This is a genomic window from Clostridium sp. HV4-5-A1G (genome assembly GCF_900184915.1).
Lineage (GTDB): Bacteria > Bacillota > Clostridia > Clostridiales > Clostridiaceae > Clostridium_B > Clostridium_B aromativorans.
On sequence record NZ_FXYI02000223.1, the window covers coordinates 1 to 5,062 of the forward strand.

Annotated in this window: 7 protein-coding genes; 1 reads left to right on the forward strand and 6 read right to left on the reverse strand. The window is 32.3% G+C overall.

Annotation, left to right across the window (positions count from 1 at the left end; translation table 11 throughout):
- Positions 1-227: 227 nt before the first annotated feature.
- On the forward strand, positions 228-1,133 hold the full coding sequence (locus J5G60_RS16585) for a cation diffusion facilitator family transporter (RefSeq protein WP_150358517.1): 906 nt from the start codon (positions 228-230) through the stop codon (positions 1,131-1,133).
- 38 nt (positions 1,134-1,171) lie between these two features.
- Here J5G60_RS16585 and J5G60_RS16590 read toward each other — a convergent pair whose 3' ends face one another.
- The 6 genes from J5G60_RS16590 to cobC form a co-directional block, all read right to left on the reverse strand.
- Entirely contained in the window at positions 1,172-1,366 is a 195-nt protein-coding gene (locus tag J5G60_RS16590) for a DUF1858 domain-containing protein (protein WP_150358516.1), read from the reverse strand.
- An 87-nt stretch (positions 1,367-1,453) separates the two neighbouring features.
- Positions 1,454-1,648 carry a DUF1858 domain-containing protein gene (locus J5G60_RS16595; protein WP_150358515.1) on the reverse strand — a complete coding sequence of 65 codons (195 nt, stop codon included), beginning with the start codon at positions 1,646-1,648 and terminating at the stop codon, positions 1,454-1,456.
- Positions 1,649-1,787: 139 nt separating this feature from the next.
- On the reverse strand, positions 1,788-2,840 hold the full coding sequence (locus tag J5G60_RS16600) for an FAD:protein FMN transferase (protein ID WP_229980425.1): 1,053 nt from the start codon (positions 2,838-2,840) through the stop codon (positions 1,788-1,790).
- A gap of 50 nt (positions 2,841-2,890) precedes the next feature.
- On the reverse strand, positions 2,891-3,439 hold the full coding sequence (gene cobU / locus J5G60_RS16605) for a bifunctional adenosylcobinamide kinase/adenosylcobinamide-phosphate guanylyltransferase (protein ID WP_150358514.1): 549 nt from the start codon (positions 3,437-3,439) through the stop codon (positions 2,891-2,893).
- 38 nt (positions 3,440-3,477) lie between these two features.
- Entirely contained in the window at positions 3,478-4,236 is a 759-nt protein-coding gene (cobS, locus tag J5G60_RS16610; protein WP_150358513.1) for an adenosylcobinamide-GDP ribazoletransferase, read from the reverse strand.
- A gap of 72 nt (positions 4,237-4,308) precedes the next feature.
- Complete coding sequence (gene cobC / locus J5G60_RS16615) at positions 4,309-4,902, reverse strand: alpha-ribazole phosphatase (RefSeq protein WP_150358512.1); 594 nt, start codon at positions 4,900-4,902, stop codon at positions 4,309-4,311.
- Between the last annotated feature and the right edge of the window lie 160 nt (positions 4,903-5,062).

The window sequence follows — 5,062 nt, forward strand, 5'->3', positions numbered from 1 at the left end:
ACATTTTTAAAAATATCAGGTTTTCTAGATAATCACATTTAATTATCTTCTCTATATAATAAATAGATGGATTGAATTACATAGCTGTACTTTAAAAACGATTTTCTTTATCAATTGATAATGTTTATTATCTTATATTACTATTGACTTATAAGCTATTTTAGTCTATTATGATAGATATACTTAATTATCATTTGATAATTATTGAATCTTAGGAGATGTTTGAAATGGATGAAAGAGTAAAAACTGCTACACTCTCTATAATTTCTAATAGCAGTTTAATAATTATGAAATTAATAGTTGGGATATTTACAGGCTCGGTGAGCATTTTATCTGAGGCAATACATTCCACTATGGATTTAGCTGCATCCATAATATCCTTTTTTTCTGTCAAAATATCATCCAAGCCAGCAGATAAAGAGCATCCTTACGGTCATGGAAAATTTGAGGATGTATCTGGCGTACTGGAATCAATTTTAATTTTTACAGCCTCTATATTTATAATAATAGAGGCTTCCAAAAGATTAATTAGTGGGAAAGAAATAAATTCCTCCACTCTTGGATTTTTAATTATGTTTTTATCGGCAACTATAAACTTTTTGGTATCTAAAAGATTATACAAAGTGGCAGAAAAAAATGATTCTATGGCTTTAAGAGCAGATGCTCTTCATCTTAGAACAGATGTATATTCCTCTGCAGGAGTCGGCCTGGGGCTATTTTTAATATGGGTTACCAATCTTCATTTTCTAGATCCACTGATAGCTATATTCATAGCTCTCTTTATTTTAAAAGAAGCCGTCAATCTTTTAAAGTCTGCTTTTGATCCACTAGTAGATGTAAAATTATCCGACAGTGAGATCTCCATTATAACCAATACTATATCTAAATACAGCCCTGGCTGCGGCTTTCATAAATTGAGAACTAGAAAATCTGGAAATGAAAGATATGTAGATCTTCATCTGGTATTTCCCGGAAACATGCATATGAAAAAGGCTCATGATATATGCGATAATATAGAAAGCGAAATGGGTAATTCCCTTAAAAATACAGAAGTAATGATTCATTTAGAACCTTGCAATAATGATTGTAGAAATTGTGGACTCCTCAACAAGTCAAAATGTAAAAATAGATAGGAATTGAACATTCCTATCTATTTTAAAATTGATCTTTTTTATTCCACCTCATTTAGAGCTTTAATCAGCTTTCTCACGTTTATTCCATGTACCATGGCTGCTTCCTCTACTGTTTCGGCCAATGATGCAGGGCATCCTATGCATCCCATTCCAAAATCCATAAGTATTTCAGCATAGGTAGGATTTATCTTTAACACATCACCTATAGTCATATTTTTATTAATCTTAGCCATAATATTTAATCTCTCCTTACATTTTTTATTAAATATTCAGTATATATCCCTAATTATAATTTCCAGCATTTTAAATCTATATACAAGCTAAACAAGTGCGTTCAATGCCTTTAATAAATTGTCAACATCTATTCCATGTACCATGGCTGCTTCCTCTAAAGTCTCACCCTGAGCTGCACCACAAGCTACACATCCCATTCCAAATGCCATAAGCGTTTCAGCATGCCTCGGATGTAATCTGATTATTTCACCTATAGTCATATCCTTGGTTATCTCAGACATATTTTATACCTCATTTCATATTTATTTACATACTTTAATCAGCAGGTTTATATAATTACCTCATGAATAGTATAGAATAATTTTAATACTAAAATCATTTTACATCAAGCTTTACATAGATAAAATATTACAATACAATTTATTTAATCTTACCAACTAGTTTAAAACTTGAATCAGTGAGCTGGAAATTATTTTTCAATCCCTCTGTAACATAGACTTCTTTATTTTTAGTAATAAATATAGCATTCAACCCAGATATATTTTTTACATATTCCGCACCTTTATCTAAACCAAGATAAAATATATTCTTTGTCATGGCATCAGCATTCAGAGAAACATCTGTAACCAGAGTTACACTTGCCAAATCATTGTCCATAGGATACCCTGTAAAGGGATTTAATATATGGTGATACTTTTTTCCGTTCTTTTCAAAATATCTTTCATATATACCTGAAGTAACCACTGTTTTATTAGTTACACCTATAGTGCCAATTGGAGTTCCTCTTGCCTTGAAGGGGTTTTGTATTCCTATATTCCACGGTTTGCCATCAGGATCCCCATTTATAGTCAGAATATTTCCTCCTAAGTCCACAATTGCATGTTCAACTCCATTTTTTTTCAATACCTTTACCACCTCATCTGCTGCATATCCTTTTGCAATACCTCCCAGATCCAATGACATTCCAGGTTTCACGAGCATCGCTCTTTTACCTTTTTCATCAAGCAGAAGATTTTTATAATTAACCAGCGATTTTTTTTCATCAATTTCCTTTTGGGAAGGAAGTCTGGCATGATCCGTGCCTATTCCCCACAGCTTCACCAGCGGCCCGATAGTTATATCAAAAACTCCCGAGGATTGCTCTGAATAATATTTCCCCTTCTCAAGTACATAAAAGGTGTCATCAGACACTTTAACAAAATTCTTTCCTGCAGCATCTGCCACATTATCCACTTCTGTTCCCGACTTGTTCACGCTCATTTTATTTTCAATTTGCTTTACTCTGGAAAAGGCTTCATCCAAAGTTGTTTTGGACTCATGATCATATATGGTTATTGTGCATATTGTACCAAGCATAAATTCTGTTCTTGACATAGGTTCTGAACCAATGTCACTGCAGGAAGACAGCGGAATAATACATATCATTATGATTGCACTTAAAAAAATACTTAGTTTTTTTCTCTTGTACTTCACTGAATTGACTCCTTTTACTAAAAATTTTAACCTTCATGACCACTGCCATGTTATTTTAATTTCAATGGCAACCCGCAGACTGTCAAATATACTTCATTACTGTACTCAGCTATAAGCTGATTTACTCGTCCCAATATATCTGAAAATATTCTGCCCAGCCTATATTCCGGCACTACACTTAGACCAACCTCATTGGTTACAATTAATATACATTTTGAGCTTTCACTTATTGAAAAAATTATGTCTTTAACTTCTTCAATAATACAGTTCTCCAGTTTCTCTATTTCTTCATGATCTGCATTGTCTACGTCAACGCCATTTTCCAGAATTATATTGGTTATCATAGTACCTATACATTCCAACATTATATATTGACAACTGCTGTTTTTTATCACATTGCCCAATGCCCTATATCCCTCGTAAGTTATCCAATTGGGGTTTCTTCTGGATTTATGCTTTTCTATTCTATTTTTCATCTCTTCATCCGTGACCACAGCTGTTGCTATATAAAGAACCTTTTCCTTATCCTTTAAAAGCTTCTCAGCAAAGGTACTTTTACCACTTCTGCTTCCTCCTGTTACCAAAATTATTTTACCCATATCTTTATCCTCCAAACAAAGCACTATAGATTATCGGTTCAGTTCATGATTGCAACAGATACCATAAGCATCGTAACTATTTCCACCATTTCATTATCTGCTCCAAATAAATCTCCTGTAAGTCCTCCTATCTTTCTATTGCAATACAAATTGAACAAAGTTGCTACAATAAGAGCAGTTAATATAACCATAATCATATACTTCAGGTTCATATTGACTATAAAGAGCAGGATAGCCACAGTGATGCACGTAGTGATAAAAATTTGAAATTTTCCTATATTTCCTATAAAAAGATTCCCTGAACCTGTACTTTTTGCCGTTTTACCTATAAAAGCTATAAAAACTATAGAAAATCTGCCTATAACAGGGGCAGCTATTATTACAAAAGAGAATCTAGGGACTATAAAACAAAGAAGGCTATATTTCAAAAGCAAATCCATTACTATGGTAACACAAGCATAGCTTCCTATTCTGCTGTCCTTCATTATCTCTATTATTCTGTTATTTCCCTTAAAAGCAAAAAAACCATCACACATATCTCCCAGTCCATCTATATGTAATGCCCCGGTAAGTATTATTCCCACTAACATAACAACGGCTACAGAAACATTCACCGGCAATATGAGTACAGCCAATTTATACACTGCCCACTGTATTCCTCCTACTATAAGACCTATAACAGGCATAAAAATAGACGCCCTCTTAAAATTTTCTTTCCCACAATTTAAGTTTTTATTTACGGGAATTCTCGTTAAAAATTGAATCATCAAAAGAAAATCATTCATAAACTCCCTCATATAAATCCCTCCCAACACTCCAAAACCGCTAATATGAATTGGCCTATCCAATTAAAATTTACAACAATACAACTAAACATCAACATGAGTTATGCTGTCTATATACAAATTATCATACTCATATTTTACCAATGTAATATCACCATTTTTGGAGGCAAATTTCCAGAAAAAATCCAGATTATCATTTAGTATATAGCAGTAGGCAGATCTTATCACACCTCCATGAGTGACTATGAGAATATTTTTTCTATTTAATTTCAAAATATCCTCCATGAATCCACGTATTCTCGAATAGAACTCTATATAACTTTCACCGCCTGGAGGTGATTCATTTTTCCAATCACTGCACCACTTACCCCACTGCTCTGGATATAATTTTTTTATCTGTTCATAACTTTTACCCTCAAACTTTCCAAAATCCATTTCATCTATTCTTTTGTCTATATTGATCTTTTTAAAATTATGTCCTAAAATTATATCAGCTGTTTCAACAGCTCTTTTTCTCTCACTTACATATACTTCATCAAATTTTACACGATTTAAAAAAGCAGCTGCTCTTTTAGCCTGGCTTAAACCCTTTTCATTTAAGCATACATCCAGCTTTCCATAATAATACCTGTTATTATTTTCATCTGTTTGTCCATGTCTTACAAAATAAATATTCATATAAATTATTCCTTTACTCAGTCAATGATTTTATTATATAGCATTAAAATAAAATATACAAATTAAAAATCAAGGTTTTGTACAGCTTATCTTGACATATCAAAACAATTACTATAAAATTGTTTTTGACAAGTAATAATTTTTATTATATAGTTATAAT

Bases quoted from the DNA above. Each gene is read 5' to 3' on its own strand.
- cobU (WP_150358514.1), bottom strand. From the start codon at position 3,439: ATGGGTAAAATAATTTTGGTAACAGGAGGAAGCAGAAGTGGTAAAAGT.
- cobS (WP_150358513.1), bottom strand. From the start codon at position 4,236: ATGAGGGAGTTTATGAATGATTTTCTTTTGATGATTCAATTTTTAACG.
- cobC (WP_150358512.1), bottom strand. From the start codon at position 4,902: ATGAATATTTATTTTGTAAGACATGGACAAACAGATGAAAATAATAAC.
- J5G60_RS16585 (WP_150358517.1), top strand. From the start codon at position 228: ATGGATGAAAGAGTAAAAACTGCTACACTCTCTATAATTTCTAATAGC.
- J5G60_RS16595 (WP_150358515.1), bottom strand. From the start codon at position 1,648: ATGTCTGAGATAACCAAGGATATGACTATAGGTGAAATAATCAGATTA.
- J5G60_RS16590 (WP_150358516.1), bottom strand. From the start codon at position 1,366: ATGGCTAAGATTAATAAAAATATGACTATAGGTGATGTGTTAAAGATA.